This window comes from Noviherbaspirillum pedocola (genome assembly GCF_016632335.1).
In the GTDB taxonomy this organism is placed as follows: domain Bacteria; phylum Pseudomonadota; class Gammaproteobacteria; order Burkholderiales; family Burkholderiaceae_D; genus Noviherbaspirillum_A; species Noviherbaspirillum_A pedocola.
This window is the reverse complement of record NZ_JAEPBG010000005.1, coordinates 129,164-146,460: the sequence shown is the minus strand read 5'-3', so window position 1 is coordinate 146,460 and position 17,297 is coordinate 129,164. Positions and strand designations below refer to the sequence as shown.

The 17,297-nt window shown below is 62.3% G+C and carries 14 protein-coding genes; 7 read left to right on the top strand and 7 right to left on the bottom strand.

Translation table 11 applies throughout. From position 1 onward, the window contains the following. Positions 1 to 75 precede the first annotated feature (75 nt). Positions 76 to 588, top strand: a complete 513-nt coding sequence (locus JJB74_RS13735) for a tetratricopeptide repeat protein (protein ID WP_200592453.1) — start codon at positions 76 to 78, stop codon at positions 586 to 588. A gap of 82 nt (positions 589 to 670) precedes the next feature. Here JJB74_RS13735 and JJB74_RS13730 read toward each other — a convergent pair whose 3' ends face one another. Then, a complete protein-coding gene (locus tag JJB74_RS13730) occupies positions 671 to 2,176 on the bottom strand; it encodes an ABC transporter permease/substrate-binding protein (protein ID WP_200592452.1) in 1,506 nt (501 codons plus the stop codon). 98 nt (positions 2,177 to 2,274) lie between these two features. Here JJB74_RS13730 and JJB74_RS13725 point away from each other — a divergent pair, with 98 nt between their 5' ends. Together JJB74_RS13725 and JJB74_RS13720 are read left to right on the top strand one after the other, a co-directional pair. Beyond that, positions 2,275 to 3,000, top strand: a complete 726-nt coding sequence (locus tag JJB74_RS13725; protein ID WP_200592451.1) for a pseudouridine synthase — start codon at positions 2,275 to 2,277, stop codon at positions 2,998 to 3,000. Further along, positions 2,997 to 3,710 (top strand): RNA pseudouridine synthase, encoded by a 714-nt coding sequence (locus tag JJB74_RS13720; protein WP_200592450.1) that lies wholly within the window; start codon positions 2,997 to 2,999, stop codon positions 3,708 to 3,710. The genes JJB74_RS13725 and JJB74_RS13720 overlap by 4 nt, the downstream gene beginning before the upstream one ends. Before the next feature lie 18 nt (positions 3,711 to 3,728). Here the strand turns inward: JJB74_RS13720 and JJB74_RS13715 are convergent, their stop codons facing one another. Together JJB74_RS13715 and JJB74_RS13710 are read right to left on the bottom strand one after the other, a co-directional pair. Then, on the bottom strand, positions 3,729 to 4,043 hold the full coding sequence (locus tag JJB74_RS13715) for a hypothetical protein (protein WP_200592449.1): 315 nt from the start codon (positions 4,041 to 4,043) through the stop codon (positions 3,729 to 3,731). A gap of 105 nt (positions 4,044 to 4,148) precedes the next feature. Continuing rightward, entirely contained in the window at positions 4,149 to 5,861 is a 1,713-nt protein-coding gene (locus tag JJB74_RS13710; protein WP_200592448.1) for an AMP-binding protein, read from the bottom strand. A gap of 159 nt (positions 5,862 to 6,020) precedes the next feature. Between JJB74_RS13710 and JJB74_RS13705 the strand changes: the two genes are divergently transcribed. Further along, positions 6,021 to 6,740 (top strand): glutathione S-transferase, encoded by a 720-nt coding sequence (locus JJB74_RS13705; RefSeq protein ID WP_200592447.1) that lies wholly within the window; start codon positions 6,021 to 6,023, stop codon positions 6,738 to 6,740. Here the strand turns inward: JJB74_RS13705 and ppnN are convergent. Further along, positions 6,733 to 8,103: a nucleotide 5'-monophosphate nucleosidase PpnN gene (gene ppnN, locus JJB74_RS13700; protein WP_200592446.1), complete on the bottom strand. Its 1,371-nt coding sequence runs from the start codon at positions 8,101 to 8,103 to the stop codon at positions 6,733 to 6,735. The two genes, JJB74_RS13705 and ppnN, sit on opposite strands and share 8 nt — an antisense overlap. 218 nt (positions 8,104 to 8,321) lie before the next feature. On the opposite strand from ppnN, the gene JJB74_RS13695 reads away from it, so the two are divergent. From JJB74_RS13695 to JJB74_RS13685, 3 genes are all read left to right on the top strand, one after another. Next, positions 8,322 to 9,188 (top strand): acyl-CoA thioesterase, encoded by an 867-nt coding sequence (locus JJB74_RS13695; protein WP_200592445.1) that lies wholly within the window; start codon positions 8,322 to 8,324, stop codon positions 9,186 to 9,188. A gap of 50 nt (positions 9,189 to 9,238) precedes the next feature. Continuing rightward, complete coding sequence (locus JJB74_RS13690; protein WP_234484169.1) at positions 9,239 to 10,135, top strand: pirin family protein; 897 nt, start codon at positions 9,239 to 9,241, stop codon at positions 10,133 to 10,135. Between the two features lie 189 nt (positions 10,136 to 10,324). Further along, positions 10,325 to 12,103: a hybrid sensor histidine kinase/response regulator gene (locus tag JJB74_RS13685; protein WP_200592444.1), complete on the top strand. Its 1,779-nt coding sequence runs from the start codon at positions 10,325 to 10,327 to the stop codon at positions 12,101 to 12,103. Between the two features lie 16 nt (positions 12,104 to 12,119). Here JJB74_RS13685 and JJB74_RS13680 read toward each other — a convergent pair whose 3' ends face one another. From JJB74_RS13680 to JJB74_RS13670, 3 genes are read right to left on the bottom strand one after another with little or no spacing between them, the layout of a single operon-like run. Then, positions 12,120 to 13,259 carry a hybrid sensor histidine kinase/response regulator gene (locus JJB74_RS13680; protein ID WP_234484168.1) on the bottom strand — a complete coding sequence of 380 codons (1,140 nt, stop codon included), beginning with the start codon at positions 13,257 to 13,259 and terminating at the stop codon, positions 12,120 to 12,122. Next, complete coding sequence (locus tag JJB74_RS13675; RefSeq protein ID WP_200592443.1) at positions 13,256 to 14,077, bottom strand: CheR family methyltransferase; 822 nt, start codon at positions 14,075 to 14,077, stop codon at positions 13,256 to 13,258. Before JJB74_RS13675 ends, JJB74_RS13680 begins: the two co-directional genes overlap by 4 nt. A 13-nt stretch (positions 14,078 to 14,090) precedes the next feature. Next, on the bottom strand, positions 14,091 to 17,231 hold the full coding sequence (locus JJB74_RS13670) for a response regulator (RefSeq protein WP_200592442.1): 3,141 nt from the start codon (positions 17,229 to 17,231) through the stop codon (positions 14,091 to 14,093). Positions 17,232 to 17,297: the final 66 nt, after the last annotated feature.

The window sequence follows — 17,297 nt, the reverse complement described above, 5'->3', positions numbered from 1 at the left end:
GCATGGCCCACGGCATTCGCGCAGCGCTGTAGTGATGGTTTTCAACGACTGAGCTTTTCTTCCTTGGAGATAACCATGCAATTCGAATCCGATGAGATCCTTGCCATTGCGCGTGACCATTTCGAGCATCAGCGTCTGGAGGAGGCCCTGACGCGGGCAAAGACCTTGCTGGAGCTGCCCGAGCCGCCGGCTGGCGCACGTGAGCTGGCGGCGCGTATCTATGCGCGTCTTGGGCTGCATGAGCGGGCAATCGCGCTGCTGAGTCAGTGCATCGAGCGCAGCCCTGATGCGCTGGAGCTGCGCATCGAGTTGGCGATGGTCAGCCAGGACGGCGGCAATCTCGAGCAGGGCTTGCGGCTATGGGATGACTTGCTCGTACAGCATCCGCTCTTGCCGCCAGCGTTGTTTCATGCGGCCGCATTGCGCGCGCAGCGCAAGCAGTTCGCCGACGCCTTGCGTCATGTTGAGGTCTTGCTGCAGACCGCGGAAAAAGACAATCTTTATGTCGGAAAAGCCAGAGAGTTGCAGGACGCATTGAACCGGATGGTGAGCGGGCCGGAGCAGGTGCAGGAAGCTTCGATGGCATGAGCCGCAGGCGTCGCCTCCGTGGTTTACGCCCTCGGCCGCAGCCTGTGAAGCATATGCGCACTGACCGGGCTGGATGCTTCGGTCAGCTCGGATAGGCTCCCGGACGGCGTCTGCGCAGCAGATATTCGACGATGGCGAATGCCGCCTCGGTAAGCAATGCCAGCGCAGCAGCCGGTATCGCGCCGGCCAGCAAGGCTTGCCGATCATTCAGCGCGAGGCCGATGGCGATGCGTTCGCCATACCCGCCGGCGCCTATGAACGCGGCAATGGTGGCGGTGCCGACGCTCATCACGGCGGCGGTCCTGATACCGGCCAGGATCATCGGCGCAGCCAGGGGCAATTCGATTTGCAGCATGCGGTCGCGCACGGACAAGCCCAGGCCAAGGGCGGCCAGCTTCAGTCCCGCGGGCACCTGCAACATGCCGACGCAGGTGTTGCGCACCACAGGCAATAGCGCGTACAGCGACAGTGCCACGACTGCGGGCAGCGTGCCGATCCTGCCGAACAGTGGGATCAGCATCGCGAACAGCGCCAGCGACGGTATCGTTTGCAGGACACCGCTGAGACCCAACACCGGTTGACGAAGCCAGGAATGGTGGGCTGCCGTGATGCCGAGCGGTATGCCAACGACGGTGGCAAAAACGACGGCGCAACACACCAGGAACAGATGCTGCGCCGTAAGGCGTCCGAGTTCCGGGTTGAAAATCGTTGCGAGGAATCCGCGCGCCGGCGCACTGGATGCCGACGTGCCGCCATCGACGAATACACGCGCCGCGGCCTCGAAGCTTGCGCCGTGCAACTCCACTGCGGCATTCAACGCAATCATTCGGCGTTGGTCGATGCGACCGCGCAGCGATTCGAGTGCATGCCAGGCTGCGGGGAGGCGATGCGGCAGGTCGCTGCGATACAGCAGCACCGCGTCGTAATCCGGGAAATAGTGCAGATCGTCATCAAGCACGCGCAGATGCATGCCTTCGATGCGGGCATCCGTGGTGTAGACATCGGTGACGTCGATTTGCCCGCTCTGCAGTGCATCGTAGGCCAGGCCGTGATCCAGCGCGCCGGGCCGGGCAAGCCGCAATTGATAACGTTGCGTCAGGCCGGGCCAGCCATCGGTACGACCAAGAAATTCGTGCGACAGGCCGTAGCGCAATTGCGTATGGGCGGCCAGGTCACTGATGCGCGTAATGCCCAGACGTTGCGCGAGGTCTTCACGCATCGCCAGTCCGTAGCTATCGGAGAAGCCCAGCGGCACACCTGCCGCGAGTCCGAGCGGCGCGAGCTGGGCGTTGATATCGGCCAGCGTGGCTGGCCGATCGCTGTGCAGGATCTCGCGCGTGATGGTGCCGAGGTATTCCGGGTAGAGGTCAATTTCACCGGCGCGCAATGCCTCATACAGGATCGCGGTGTTGCCGAGTCCCATGCGGTGCTCGGCGGGCGCATGCGCAGATGCAGTCATGCGCAGAATTTCGCCAAGGATGTAGGACTCGGTAAAGCGCTTGGAGCCGATGCGCAGGCTTTGCGCGTCAGCCGTGAGGCAACACAAGGCCAGAAAGGCGAGCAGGATGGAAGAAAGCAGCCTGTGCATGGTTATTTGGTTTGCAGACGCTTCTCGTATTGGCAGGAGGCTGCAAGCTTAACCGCAATCGTCCGCGCTCGCGCGTAGCGTTCTGGTACAGTGCCGCCATGAGCAAATTGACCTTGGACCGGATGCTGCAATCGCAGGGATTCGGCAGCCGGAAGTGGTGCCGGCAACTGATTGCTGACGGTGAAGTCAGCATAGGCGGACAGGTGATGGATGACTGGCGCGCCGCCGTCGAGGTGGAAGGCCTGGAATTTACGGTGTTCGATGAGCCATGGCGTTACCGCGAGCATCTTTACGTGGCCTTGAACAAGCCTTCCGGCATCGAATGTTCCCGCAAGCCCAGTCACCACCCCGGCGTGTTGACACTGTTTCCCGAACAATTCGCCTGGCGCGATGTGCAGCCGGTGGGCCGGCTCGATCACGACACCACCGGCTTGCTGCTGCTTTCCGATGACGGCGCTTTCATCCATGCCCAGTCTTCACCGCGGCGTCATGTTCCCAAGCTGTACCTGGCCACGACTGCCGATCCGGTCACACCCGAATTGATTGCGCAATTGCGTGGCGGCGTGAAATTGCATGACGAGCCAGCACCGATTGCCGCTGTGCATTGCGTGCAGCGGGACAGTCATCTGCTGGAAATCGCCATCGAGCAGGGCAAATACCATCAGGTCAAGCGCATGCTTGCCGCCGCGGGTAACCATTGTGCAGCGCTCACGCGTATTGCCATCGGCGGCTTGCAACTGGCGGATCTGGCGCTGGGTCCGGGTGAATGGCGATATCTGGAAGCGGAGCAGCTCGCGCTGCTGAACATGGAGACATCCCAATGAATGCCGAGATTCGGCTGGCCAAGCGCGTCGCGCAGGAGCTGGGATGCTCGCGGCGTCAGGCCGAGCAATACATCGAAGGCGGCTGGATCAGCGTGGATGGCGCAATTGTCGAGGAACCCGCTGCACGCGTTGCACCGGAGCAGCGGCTGCGACTCGATCCGGCCGCTGTCGCCGAAGACGTTCCGCCGGCAAGCCTTCTTCTGCACAAGCCGCAAGGCGCGGATCTTGCGCCCGCCGATGCGATGGCAGCATTCCTCGCGCCGCAAAACCGCGCCGATGCCAGCGGCTCCGGCATGCGCGTGCTGCGCAAGCATCTCCACAATCAGCAGATCGTGGCGCCGCTGCCGTCAGCTGTGGGCGGGCTGGTCGTGGTTAGCCAGGACTGGCGCATCTCTCGCCGCCTGATCGACGATCGACAACGTATCGAACAGGAATTCCACGTGGAAGTCGCTCGCGATGTTTCGCCGGAATTGCTGGCACAGATGCAGCGCATGGCGGCTGCACGGCATGCGCTCATGAAGATCAGTCGGCAGAGCGAAAAAAGATTGCGGTTTGCTATAAAGGGCGTTGAGGCTCTGGCAATTATGGAGATTTGCGCCGCTGCCGGTTTGCCGGCTACGCGCATCACGCGCATGCGCATTGGACGCGTTTCGCTCGCAGGCCTGCAGCCTGGGCAATGGCGCTATTTGCGCAGCGATGAATGGTTCTGAAGGGACTTGGCGGCGTGCTTAATGAGTTTCTTCGCCAGCGCTGTAAATCAGTGACAGAGGTGCGGCATGCTGCGTAGCGGGTGTTCGCATCACGGTCTGTAATCTGGCAGGGCTGGTCATGCTGGATTCAAACATGCAGCGCGGCAGGCATCGCGCCGGCATTTCGCCGTTCGGCATGAGCATCATGAATAACAGTTCTTCGTTTTGATCAAGGCTCTGGTAAGCCGAACGCAGCACGGCCCATACCTGTTCAATGCTCAAGTCATCCAGCCACGCTTTTCCTTCAATTCTGAGCGCATATGAATGCGTGTCGGGATGTTGACGTGTCGCCATGATATGTTGCTCCGAAAATTGACGTGGGCATTTCCAGCGGCATGCAGACCGGCCTTATTGTAATTTTGGCCGGCCGCTTTTGCCCGAGGCGGAAAGTTAAATGTTTTATCCGGCGGATGACATGTTTTCCTGTGTATGCTGCGGCGCGCCGTGCGCGACGGCGAGACGGTTCTCGAGATAATCGCGGCGACATTGATTGCGCCGGACCTTGCCGCTGGACGTCTTGGGCAGTGTTCCAGGCATCAGCAGCACGACATGGTCCACGTGCAATCCATGTACCCGATGTATGGCCGCCCGGACCGAGCTTTCGATCTGCGCCCATTTCTCGCGTCGTCGCAAGAACTCCTTCCGCAGCTCGCAGGCGATCACCAGGCGCGGTCGCTCACGGGCATCAACGGTAAAGGCTGCAGTCGACGATGGTCGGATGGCTGGGTGGCTGCGTTCAGCCTGGAATTCCAGGTCCTGCGGATAATGATCACGGCCGTGGAGCCGCATCCGGTCGGTCAGGCGGCCGATGTGATACAGATGTCCCTCCTTCAGATAAGCGACATCGCCGGTGCGCAGAAAGGGGCCGCGCCCGTCGGCCAGCATGGCGGCAAAAACCGCTTCGCTGAGCAGCGGGTTTTTCCAATAGCCGCTGCCAAGCGCGGCGCCGCGTACCCAGATCTCGCCCACTGCGCCGGCTGGCTGCTCACGGCGTTCGATGGGATCGACGATCAGCAGCTCGCGCCCGGCCTGCGGCTTGCCGCATCCGACCAGCGGATGGACGATGCCTGCGATGCCGGGCGCATCAGTGCGCGCCGGCGCGCCAGTAATGCTTCCGGTTACCAGCCCGCAGGCTTCGGTGAGGCTGTAGGCCGGGACGATAGCTGCCTGACGCAAGCCGAGTGGGCCGAGCAGATCGAACAGCATCGACAAGGTTGCGCTGCGTATCGGCTCGCCGGTACAGAACAGCGCCTGTAAGCAGGATAGGCTCACGTCTGCCAGCTGTTCGGGGCGGATATTTCGGATAACGATGTCGAACATGAAGTTCGGTCCGCCGGCGATCGTGATGCGATGCTGTTGCAGCAGCCTGAGCCAGCGCTGTGGCTTCTGTACGAATTGGGCGGGCGTGGACAGAAAAATCCTGCTTGCGCAGATCAGCGGATGAAGCACGCCCAGCAGCAAGCCGACATCATGGAATAGCGGCAACGTAATCAGAGCGGCGCCGGGGCCCGGATGACGAAAACTGACGGCGGCGGCCAGCGCCGCGGTAATCAGGCTGCCGTGATCGAACAGCACGCCATGCGGTTCGGCGACCGTGCCGGAAGTGTAGAGTATGCAGGCCGGCGCATCCGGCGTCAGTTGCGGTGGTTCCCAGCGATGCGCATCCGGCCAGTTGGCCTCTTGGCATCGGCGCAGATCGATGACCGCCAGACCGCGCAGCGATGGATGGGCAAGAACGGCATCGCTGTCGCTGATCACTCCCGCGATGCACGCTTGCACGCTGATGGCATGAAGTCGCTGTTCGAGCGAAGCGCGACGCGGTGGCGCGGTCGGCACTGCGATCGCTCCAGCCATCAGGCAAGCGTAGAAGGCGCTGATAAACAGGTGGTTGGATTTGCAGGCGAGGAGTACGGGCTTGCCTCGCAACCTCTGTTGCTGGATCAGCGTGGCCAGAGAGGCGGATTCCTTCAAAAGCGTGGCGCAATCCAGTGTGCTCAGGTTTTCCGGTTCATCACCCATGAAGTGATAGGCTATGCGCTGCGGCTGCGCTGCGGCGCTGTGCACCAGGATTTCGACGAGATTGCTTCCTATTGGACTGACTGCTGCGTTCATGCAAAAACTCTCCGTTTCTCTCGTGTCTGGGCGGTTATTCGCCCGGTTTGACCGGTTGAGAACCTTCGAGCAGCGCGGACGTTTCAACAATGAAAATTATGAATTTCTAACATTGCTGGTTAGCATCATCGTGGTACAGCGCTTCAGCAAGGAGTTGCGATGCAATATGAATTGTTCTATTGGCCCGGGATACAGGGGCGCGGCGAGTTCGTTCGGCTCGCGCTGGAAGATGCCGGCGCGGTGTATCGGGATGTGGCAAGAGAAGCCGGCGGCGAATCGGCGCTGATGGCGCTGCTGGATGACAAGTCTCTAGTTCGGCCGCCTTTCGCACCGCCGTTCCTGAAAGCAGGCGAGATGCTCATAGGCCAGACAGCGAACATCCTGCATTTCCTTGGACCTCGCCTTGGCCTGGCGCCGGAGGCGGAAGCCGACCGCCTGTGGCTGCATCAGTTGCAACTGACCGTGGCCGATGTCGTCGCCGAGACGCATGACAGCCACCACCCGGTGTCGGTGAGCGAATACTACGAAGACCAGCGGGAAGAAGCGATGCGACGGTCGGCCGATTTCACTGCATCGCGCATACCGAAATACCTGCGTTATTTTGAAAACGTACTGGCGCGCAATCCATCGGGAATGGAATGGGTGATCGGCAGCACGGCAAGCTATGTGGACCTATCGCTGTTTCAACTACTCGAGGGATTGCACTACGCGTTTCCCAATGCGATGGCGCGTCTGGCGCCGGCCTTGCCGCATCTTGAGTCTTTGCGGCGGCGCGTGGCGAAGCGCCCGCGCATCGCCGCCTATCTGAAGTCGGAGCGCCGTCTGCCGTTCAACGAACAAGGCATCTTCCGGCGCTACCCCGAGCTCGACGCTACTTGATGATGCGGTAGCAGGGCACATACTTCGTGCCGGGCAGCTTCATCCGGTGTTGCTCGACGAAGGCATTCATCAGCGCATCCATTGGCTCCATGATCATCGGGTCGCCATGGATCTCGAAGTGTCCATGCCGCTCGATCGCCCGTATGCCCTGTTCCTTCACATTGCCGGCGACCACGCCCGAGAACGCGCGCCGCAGATCGGCTGCCAGCAGGTGCGCGGGCTGGTTCTTGTGCAGCTTCAGATTGCGCATGTTCTCGTGCGTGGGCGCGAATGGCTTCTGGAATTCGTGGTCGATCTTCAGCGTCCAGTTGAAGTAGTAGGCATCGGCGCGCGCCTTGCGGAATTCGCGGACTTCGCGCATGCCGTCCGCCATCGTCTTGGCGACTTCGACCGGGTCGTCGATGATGATGCGGTAGCGCCGCTGCGCTTCCTTGCCCAGCGTCAGGCCGATGAACGCATCGATCTGTTCGAAATAGTCGGCTGCGCTTTGCGGGCCCGTGAACACCAGCGGGAAAGGCTGCTCGGCATTTTCCGGATGCATCAGGATGCCGAGGATGTAGAGAATCTCTTCAGCCGTTCCCACGCCGCCGGGGAAGACGACGATGCCGTGGCCGGTGCGCACGAAGGCTTCCAGGCGCTTTTCGATATCCGGCAGGATCACCAGATCATTGACGATCGGGTTCGGCGATTCGGCCGCGATGATGCCGGGTTCGGAGATGCCGATATAGCGGCCAGTGGTGATGCGCTGTTTCGCATGACCGATGGTGGCGCCTTTCATCGGCCCCTTCATCGCGCCTGGGCCGCAGCCGGTGCCGATGTCCAGGCCGCGCAGGCCGAGTTCATAACCGACCTTCTTCGAATAGTCGTATTCGACACGCGAAATCGAATGGCCGCCCCAGCAGACCACGAGATTCGGATGAGTGATCGGCTGCAGGATGCCGGCATTGCGCAGGATGTGAAAGACGGCGTCGGTGATTCCGGCCGATGAGTTCAGATCGAGATTGCGATTGCCGTTGATCTCATCGCCGATGAACAGCACGTCGCGCAGCACGGCGAACAAATGTTCATGGATGCCGCGGATGATCCGGTCATCGACAAAGGCGCTGGCGGGTGCGCCCTTGATATCGAGTTTGATGCCGCGCTCGCGTTCGATGATGTCGATATCGAAGGACGCATAGCGTTCGAGCAGTTCCTTGCCGTCATCAAGATAGTTGCCGCAGTTGAGCACGGCCAGCGAACAACTGCGGAACACCTGGTGCAAGCCGCCATGGCTGTTGTCCAGCAGCTTGTGGATCTCGGCCTTGGACAGGACTTCCAGCCGGCCTTCGGGAGAAATCTGAGTATTGACGACTTTGTATTCCATGTATGCCTGCTTTCATAAAGGATCAATATCGGATGGCGCGGGCTGGATGGTCCGCAACCGAGGTTCGGGCAAGCTTATACTGGTGCGCAAACCTTGTCCGGCTGATCATACTCCCGCGAAGGAATCCGGCATCCGACAATCTGACCGTTATTCGACGCCAGTCGTGAAACTGGCTAAGATGCCGCAGACCTCATCCGATCCAATCCGATTTCGAACACATGCTCGATAAAACTCTTTACGACACCGAAGAGGTCGTGCGGCTGCTGCATCTGGAACCGCTCGGTGATAACCGTTTCCGCGGCCAGAGCCATTTCATGGGCAGCCCGAATGTTTTCGGCGGCCAGGTGCTGGGGCAATCGCTGCGCGCGGCGACGCAAACGGTCAATGACCGGCGCCCGCATTCGATGCACGCGATGTTCCTGCTGCCGGGAAATTTCCGCAAGCCGATCGATTATGAAGTCGAGCGGGTGCGCGATGGCGGCAGCTTTTCCACCCGGCGCGTGGTCGCCCTGCAGGAGGGGCGTCGCATCTTCGTGATGTCGGCATCGTTTCAGGCGCCGGAAGAAGGTCTGACGCATCAGAAGACGATACCCGCGGCCATCGATCCCGATGACTTGCCGTCGAGCTTGCCTGACTGGAAGGCACGGGCCGACAGTGGCCGGCGTCCCTTCATGCCGGTGCCGGTCGATTTTCGCGTGCCGCATCGCGGTGACCTGTTCACCAGCCATGCCGCCGAACCGCGCAAGGAGGTATGGGTGCGCGCGCCGATCGCGCTGGAGGACGATCCGCGGCTGCATGAAGCGCTGTTTGCCTATGTCTCCGATTACGGCTTGCTCTCGACCTCGCTGCAGCCGCACGGCATACGCCTTGGCGACGCCGGCTTGCAGATCGCCAGCCTGGATCACACGATCTGGTTTCATCGGCCCTTCCGGATGGATGCATGGCTGCGCTTTGAAATGGAAAGTCCGAACGCGTCCGGCGGGCGCGGGCTATGTATCGGTTACGCGTATGACCGTGAAGGCCAATTGGTAGCGACCCTGGCGCAGGAAGGCCTGATTCGCATGCGCGAACCGCGTAGTATCTGATCCTTTCCATCGCGCTGATCCCGTACCCGATCCCCAACTCAGGAGCCATCATGTCGATGCAGCCATTCATCGCCCTCGAACCGCATGTGAAGGATCTCGGCGGCTTTTCCGTGAAGCGCCTGCTGCCGGCGGCGGCGCGGCGACATATCGGTCCTTTCGTGTTTTTCGATCACATGGGGCCAGCGCACTTCGCGCCCGGGCAAGGAATCGATGTGCGGCCACATCCACATATCGGCCTGGCGACCGTGACCTATTTGTTCGAAGGCCAGATCGAGCATCGGGATTCGCTGGGCACCCTGCAAACCATTGCGCCGGGCGACGTGAACTGGATGACCGCCGGCAGCGGCATCGTGCATTCCGAGCGCACGCCGCATGCCTTGCGCGAGACAGGTGGGGCAATGCACGGCATACAGACCTGGGTGGCTTTGCCGAAGGAACATGAACGCCATGCGCCGGGCTTCGTACATTATCCCGCGCGCGAATTGCCCATGATCTCCCTGCCTGGCGTGTCGATGCGACTGATCGTCGGCAGCGCCTTCGGCCGACGCTCGCCGGTCGCGGTGCTGTCCGACATGTTCTATATCGCGGTGGAAATGGAGGCAGGGGCGAGCTTCGTGCTGCCGGATGGCTACCCTGAGCGCGCCGCTTACGTGGTGTCCGGCAGCCTGGACATCCATGACAACGAGGTGGAAGCAGGGCGCATGGCGGTGATGAAGGAAGGCCAGCCGGTCAGCATTGCAGCGACGAGCGCGTCCCGGCTGATGCTCCTTGGCGGCATGCCGCTCGATGGCGAACGATTTCTGTGGTGGAACTTCGTGGCGAGCAAGCGTGAAGCGATCGAGGAAGCGAAAAACCGCTGGCGCGAAGGGCGCTTCGATCGGGTTCCTGGCGAGACCGAATTCATTCCGCTGCCAGAGGAACCGAAGCCGCCCGAGTCCTTCAGCTGAAGCGCGTTGCCCCTGCGTAAAGGACACGCGGTGCATGCACCGCGCGCAGTATGAACCGCGTTTCAAACCCTGCTATTTTGCTTTAGAACTTGTCACATTGACAGGTGATTTCGTGTTACGCTCCGTCGCAGACTTGCCGGCATAGCCCCGAATTGATGTTGAATTCTGGAACGAATAAGGAAGTGAAAAATGCATAGCGGTTTCCAACCGACGCCGGAGTTCGAACGAGAGATCGAATCACGACTGGGGTTGGTGCCCAATCTGTTCCGGTCCGCTCCCGCCGCGCCCGAAGTCAGGCGCCGGCTGTGGATCGAAACCGTCACCGAGTTCCTGGACAATCCGCTTCCGGCATCGTTCAAGCAGCGCCTGTTCGTCTACCTGTCCCGCCTCTCCATCCCGCGCTATTGTCTCGTGCGGCACGCGGGTTACCTGATCGGGCATGGTCGTGTCGCTGGTGATCCGGCGGCTCCGCCGCAAAGCCGGGACGACCTGATGGCATTGCTGCGCTATCCGCTGCCGGAAGAGGGCGCGCTGGAGGTCGCCATCCGTAGCCTGCAGGCGGCTCCCGGCGCACAGCAAGCGCTACCGGCCATGAACACGCCGCTCGAGCAGGCGATATTCGTTGCCTGTGGCGCGCTGCTTCGAAATACGCAGCAGTCCGGCGTCTTGCGCGACCTTCTCTACCATGTGCTCGGTCGCCAATGGAGCGAGCAGACGTTTCTGCTCGTCGGTCATGCCGCGAAAACCCATTTCTGGGTAAGTCTGCACCCGGAAATTGCCATTGAAGCCGACATGCGCGCCACGCTTGATCTCGATCCCGAATTGGCGCAGTTGCTGCTGGAGCCGCAACCCGCGATGCAGGCTGCGCCGCCGCAGCCTGCATCGCCGCAGCAGCCGCAAGCCGACAGCGCATCGACCGATGCGCCGGCACCGACCATCAACGCCGACCTGATGCGCATGTTCAACCATGAATTGCGCACGCCGATTGCTGCGATCAGCGCAGTCTCGGACATGCTGCAGATGGTCGCCAGCGCCGACGAGCGTCTGCGCAATGCGTGTCAGGTACTGCAGCGCCAGATCGGAGCAATGACGCGCATCATGGACGGCGTGCTCGATCTTTCCGAACTGGTCAGCGGTGCGCTGCCGCTGGAGGCGACGCCAACCGCCGTGGACGCTGCTCTGCGCGCGGCCATGGCTGAGCTGGCTGCGCGCATCGAAGACCGAAAGCTCGGCATCGATATCGACGCCAGTGCCGAGGCGGCTATGGCGTGGGCGGATCCGGCGCGCCTGCGGCAATTGTTCGAATGCCTGCTCGGGCATATCCTCACACGCTGCAAGACCGGCTCGCTGCTGCGCGTGACCGTGTCCGCGCAAGGCGATAAATTGAAGCTGCGCATGCTGTTGGAGCCGCCAGCGGGGATGCGGCTTTCCCAGGCGACGACTGGCCTGGCACTGGCCAGGACCATCGCCGAGAAGGGGGGCGGATCGCTGGAGCCGTTCGCCGAGGGCGATGGCCAGACCGGCTACATGCTCTGCCTGCCGCAGCCGAAAACGCCAGCAGCCGTTGAAGACAGCAGCAGGGATAAGCTGCGTGTGCTGTGCATCGAGGACAATCGTGACTTCGCCCAGCTGTTCCAGCACATGTTGCAGATCCTGGGATGCGAACTGGAAATCAGCGCCGATGCCGAAACGGGCCTGCAAATGGCGCGTACCTTATCGCCGCAACTCATCTTCTGCGACATCGGCCTGCCGGGCGATATGGACGGCTACGATTTTGCGCGCAGCCTGCGCGCTGATGCGCGGCTCGCACACGTTCCGCTGGTCGCGGTATCGGCTTACTGTTCGCCCGCCGATGTGAAACTCGCGCATGAAGCCGGATTCGACCGCGTATGCGGCAAGCCGGTGAAGTTCGCGGACATCAGCGCGGCGCTGAATGCCTTTGCCGCCGGTACGCTGCGCACCGGCTGAAGACCTTGGTACCGCTTCATGCCGCCTTGCGCGGCATGCGTATGCAAAAGACGGTGCCTTCGAGCTCGTCCGAGCGCACCGCGATCACGCCGCCGTGGGCATCGACGAAGTTCTTCACGATATAAAGCCCCAATCCGAGTCCGCCCGGGCTGCCCTTGTCGCCGCCGCTGCGAAACGGCGTGAAGATCTGCGGCAACATCGCCGCGGGAATGACGCCGCGATTCGAAATCGTGATGCGAATTTCTTCGGGATCGCTGCCGTCGATATCCAGCCGCACCGGCGCATCAAGCTCGCCATGCTGCAGCGCATTGGCCAACAGATTGGAAAAGACCTGGCCGATGCGATCGGTATCGAAACGGCCTTCGGCGCTGCCTTCAAGAGTTATCACCACGCGTCCCGGCTGGCCGCCGGCGCGCAATTCCTCGGCGATGCGCTGCGCCACGAGTTCATAGTTGCCATCGCGCGTATCCAGCTCGAGCTTGCCCGAGCGGATGCGCGCCACGTCGAGCAACTGGCTCACCATCTTCTCCATGCGCCGGCTCGACGAGCGGATACGGGTGGCCACCGCGTTCACCTTCGGGTCTTCGCTGATGCGCAGCAGCAGTTCCGAGCCGTTCATCACCGCGGCCAGCGGATTGCGCAGGTCGTGCCCAAGCACGGCGGTGAACATTTCATTGACCTTGAGCGCCTGGCGCAATTCCTCGAGCTGCATCGACAGCTGCTTCTTCTGCGCAAACAATTCAGCGAAGACACCGACCTTGCTGCGCAGCACATCGCCGTCGACCGGTTTCTGCAGGAAATCGACCGCGCCGGCCTGGTAGCCGCGAAAGCTGCGCTGCTGCTCGCCGACGGCGGCCGTCATGAAGATCAGCGGTATGGCGCGGGTATGCGGATTGCCGCGCACCAGTTCGGCGAATTCATAACCGCTCATGCCGGGCATCTGCACATCCACCAGAATGAGCGCGACTTCCTCGACCAGCAGCATCTCCAGCGCTTCGTCGCCGGAGGCGGCTTTCAGAATGCGCATACCGGGGCGGCTCAGCAGCGCCTCCATGGCCAGCAGGTTCTTTTCGATGTCGTCGACCACCAGCACGTTGATGTCGGGTGTCGGATCGCTGCGTCTGATCGGTTGGAGCATGCTTGGGACCGTGTTCATGATTTTTGGTATATCCGTTCTTCGGCACAGAACTCGGAAAAGCGCGTCTCGTATCCCGAAAAGCGCAAGGTTTCCCTGTTGCCCAGGCCGAGAAAGCCGCGCCGGGTCAGCGCATCGAGGAACAGGCCGAGCGCGCGCTGCTGCAACTCGCGGTCGAAATAGATCAGCACATTGCGGCAGGACACGAGATGCACTTCGGAGAACACGCTGTCGGTCGCCAGGCTGTGGTCGGCGAAGACCATGCCCCGGCGCAACGCGCGGTCGAAGATCACGCCGTGCTCGCCCGCGGTGTAGTAGTCCGACAGGCTGCGCTTGCCGCCAGCGTCGCGATAGGACTGGCTGTACTGCGCGACGCGATCCAGCGGATAAATCCCGGTCTCGGCCGCGTGCAGCGCGTCAGGATTGATATCCGTGGCATACAGCACGGCGCGATCGAGCATGTCCTCCTCGGCCAGCAGGATCGCCAGCGACCAGACTTCTTCGCCGCTGCTGCATCCGGCGACCCAGATTTTCACCGACGGATACGTTTTCAGCACCGGCAGCACCTGCTCGCGCAGCGCGCGGAAATACGGCGGATCGCGGAACATCTCGCTGACCTGCACCGTGAAATAGCCGAGCAGCCGCGCGAACACTTCCGGTTCGTGCAGCAGCCGCTCCTGCAGATGCGACAGCGAGCGGCAACCGAAGTCTTCCATCGCCTGGCGCAGCCGGCGCGCCAGCGAGGAGCGGGCATAGTGGCGGAAGTCGTGCTGGTAGCGCTGGTACACCGCTTCGAGCAGCAGGGTGAGTTCGATATCGAAAGTCGGTGAGCTGGGCATCGATCGCTTTTCCTTAGCGCGGCATCCACACGCGGCACAGCGATACCAGCCGGTTCACGTCGATGGGCTTGGCGATGTAATCGTTGGCGCCGGCATCCAGGCAATGCTGGCGGTCGTCACGCATCGCCTTTGCGGTCAAAGCGATGATCGGCAGCCGCGTTGCCTCGGGCAGCTTGCGGATCGCGCGGATCGCGGTCAGGCCATCCATCTCCGGCATCATCAGGTCCATCAGCACCAGATCGATGTCGCGCCGTTCGCGCACCGCGTCCAGCGCTTCACGACCGTTGCGGGTCACCACGAGCTCGGCGCCGAGCGGCTCAAGGATGCTGGTCAGCGCGAAGATGTTGCGCACATCGTCTTCGGCAATCAGTATCCTGCGGCCTTCGAAGGCGGCGTCGCGCTGGCGCGCCTGCTGCAGCAGCTCGCGCTGGTCCGCCGGCAGATCGGCCTCGACGCGGTGCAGGAACAGCGTGACTTCATCGAGCAGACGTTCCGGCGACCTTGCGCCCTTGATGATGATCGAACGCGAATAGCGCCGCAGCCGTTGCTCCTCCTCGGCATCGAGATTGCGGCCGGTGTAGACGATCACCGGCGGGAAGGAATACTTGCCGCCGGACGCCATCTTCTCCAGCAATTGATAGCCCGAGGCGTCGGGCAGCATCAGGTCCATCACCATGCAGTCGAAGGTGGCATTCGACAGGCGCTCCAGCGCTTCGGCGACGGTGCCGGCGGTGGTGATATCCACATCGTCCGCCGCCAGCAGCAGCGCGAGGTTTTCCCGCAGCGGCGCATTGTCTTCCACCACCATGATGCGGCGCGCTGCCTTTTGCAGCTGGTCTTCCAGGCGCCGTATCGCCGCAATCAGGCCTTCGCGCGCCACCGGCTTCAAGGCAAAGCCGACCGCGCCCATTTCCAGCGCCGCATGGGTATGGTCATCGACCGAAATCATGTGGATCGGGATGTGGCGCGTTTCCGGCTCGCGCTTCAAGCGCTCCAGCACGCCGAGGCCGGACTGGTCGGGCAGGCCGACGTCGAGCAGGATCGCGTTCGGCATCTGGCTGGCGGCGAGCGCGAAACCCTCGTCGCCGGTGGCGGCATGAATGCAGTCGAAGCCGAGTTCGTGCGCCAGTTCGTAGAGAATCGCGGCAAAGCGGGTGTCGTCCTCGATGATCAGGATCAGCCGGTCGCGGCGCCGTGCATTGCGGTCGTCGGGTATCGATTGCGGCGCTGCTTCGGCTGCCTCGACTGCCTTGGTCGCCCTGGCTGAAGACGGCGCTGGCGTGCCGGCGGCGCGTGACGTGGATGCCGCGGACCGCTCGCGCGCGGCCGGCGCCGACCCGCTGGCCGTGGCCTGGCGCGGCAACTCGGCTTGCGCCGACTCCAGCCGCGCGGCGACTTCCAGCGTGAAACTGCTGCCCAGCCCCGGCGCGCTCTCGACCCGGATCTCGCCGCCCAGAAGCCGTGCCAGCTCGCGCGAAATCGACAGTCCCAGACCGGTGCCGCCATAGACGCGGCTGGTGCTGCCGTCGGCTTGGCGGAAGGCTTCGAAAATCACGTCCTGCTGTTCTTCGGCGATGCCGATGCCGGTGTCGCGCACGGTGAAGGCGACTTTTTCACCGCGCGGCGCGATCTCCAGCGTCACTTCGCCGCGCTCGGTGAACTTGAAGGCGTTCGACAGCAGATTGCGCAGCACCTGGGTCAGGCGCTGGCCGTCCGTCATCAGCGACAGCGGCAGGCCGTCGGCCATGGCGACACGGAAGGCCAGCGATTTGTTCTTCGCGATCGGCTCGAACATGCGGCGCAGCGGATCGAGCAGGGCGTCCAGGGCAATCGTCTCGGGACGCATTTCCATGTGACCAGCTTCAATCTTCGACAGGTCGAGGATGTCATTGATCAGCGCCAGCAAATCATTGTTCGCCGCATGGATGGTCTGCGCATAGCGCACCTGCTCGGGCGTGAGCGTGCCGCCGCGGTTGTCGGAGAGGATCTGCGACAGGATCAGCGAGCTGTTGAGCGGCGTGCGCAGCTCGTGCGACATGTTGGCCAGGAATTCCGACTTGTAGCGGTTCGCGCGTTCCAGCTCCTCGGCATTGCGTTCCAGTGCGCGCTGCGAGCGCTGCAGATCGGCCTTCTGCATTTCCAGCAGGCGGCTGCGTTCCTCGAGCTGCACATTCACTGCCTCCAGGTCGGCCTGCTGCTGCTCGAGTTCGGCCTGCGAATCGCGCAGCGCGCGGCTCTGCTCCTCGAGCTCTTCATTCGAGCGGCGCAGTTCTTCCTGCTGCGTCTGCAGTTCCTCGCTCTGGCGCCGGGTTTCCTCGAGCAGTTCGCCCAGGTGCTTGCGATAGATCGCCGAGCGCATCGCCACGCCCATGGCTTCGGCGGCAATCGTCATCAGTTCGCGTGCGCGCTCCAGGTCGGCGCGGGCCTGGATGAAGCCGATTTCCACCACGCCGATGACCGCGCCATCGGCGGTTGCCGGTGCGATCAGCAAACGCTTGACCGCGCTGCGGCCAACACCGGAATTGACGACGAGGTAATCGTCGGGCAGATCGGAAACGATGACGGCCGCACCGTCACGCGCCACTTCGCCAGGCAATCCCTGGCCCGGCGCCAGATGCGGCTGTTGCGCCAGCGGCCGCTCCAGCGCGTAAGATGCGGTCGGCACCAGGGCGCCGCCTTCAAAGCGGTACAGCAAAGCCACTTGCGCATCCAGTGTCGACACCAGCGCGGACAGCAGCTTGTCGCCAAGGTGGTCGACATCAAGTTCACCGATAATCGCGTTCGAAATTGCGCTATCGCCTTGCTGCAGCCAGATCAGCCGCTGCGCGCGATTACGCTCGACGATGATCCGGGTTTCAAGAAAGGCCACACCGAGCAATACCAGCGCGCCCATGACCCGGTTGATGATGCCGATCTGTACATCCATGCCTTCCGGCGAATACAGCAGGCCGAAGATCAGCAGCACGATCTGCAGCAGCGCAACGAGAGGCGGCGCAAACGCAGTGGGTTGGAACAGGCAAAGCGCCACCGGAATCAGGTACAACAGCCATTCGGCCATGCCGACCCGGGTCATCAGGTCGATGCCGAAGATCGCGGCGCTGGAGATGGCCACGAGCAGGTACAGGGAAAGCGGGGATTTCAGGCTGGATGGCATATGGTTGAACGAACAAGTGCGGAAAGCCGGCATTGCCAGACGATCCGAAAGGCAACAGAATTATAC